Genomic DNA, 651 nt, shown 5'->3' with positions numbered 1-651 from the left:
AGCTTCTACAACACTGTCATAAGCTTGTGGTCCTGTAATGGCTAATACATTCGGGTATGCTTGGCGAATAACATCAGGATCAGCACCAAGACACCCAGTTACAATAACTTTTCCATTTTTTTTAAGGGCTTCATCAATATTGGCGAGTGATTCATTTCGGGCAGAATCAAGAAAACCACAGGTATTCACAATAACGAGATCAGCACCTTGATGTTTGCGCGAAATTTCATACCCTTCGGATCGAAGGCTTGTAATAATTCGTTCAGAATCTACAAGTGCTTTGGGGCATCCAAGAGAAACAAAACTAATACGAGGTGCTGCCATGATAATTCCTGCAACTTTGTAACATTTATAACAATCGAATTTTATGCTACTTTTATTTCATTAAAAACAAAAATGCTCTTGATTTTTTTACATACGCAACATCGTTTATTATAAGCTTGTTTGATTTTCTACAAAATTTTATGGATCTGCGTAGCAGATAACATGCTAAAAAAATACTTAAACCCTCTATTCATTGAATAGAGGGTTTTTTTCAGTAACTTTTTTGTTTTTTAATATTTGCGAATAAGTCCGATAAGCTTACCTTGTATCTGCACACGCTCTGGTCTGTATATACGTGTTTCATAGTGAGGATTTGCAGCTTCCAAT

1 protein-coding gene and 1 pseudogene are annotated in these 651 nt (G+C 35.6%); both read right to left on the bottom strand.

From position 1 onward, the window contains the following. A pseudogene (locus ACFIO5_RS12325) lies at nt 1–324 on the bottom strand (30S ribosomal protein S12 methylthiotransferase RimO); the annotation flags it as partial. Nucleotides 325–554: 230 nt separating this feature from the next. Next, a partial coding sequence (locus tag ACFIO5_RS12320; protein WP_375705560.1) for a LexA family protein occupies nt 555–651 on the bottom strand: 97 nt, incomplete at its 5' end.

It is taken from the genome of Bartonella sp. AA86SXKL, assembly GCF_042196885.1.
The sequence above is the reverse complement of the archived record's forward strand: the minus strand, read 5'-3'. Positions and strand labels throughout refer to the sequence as shown.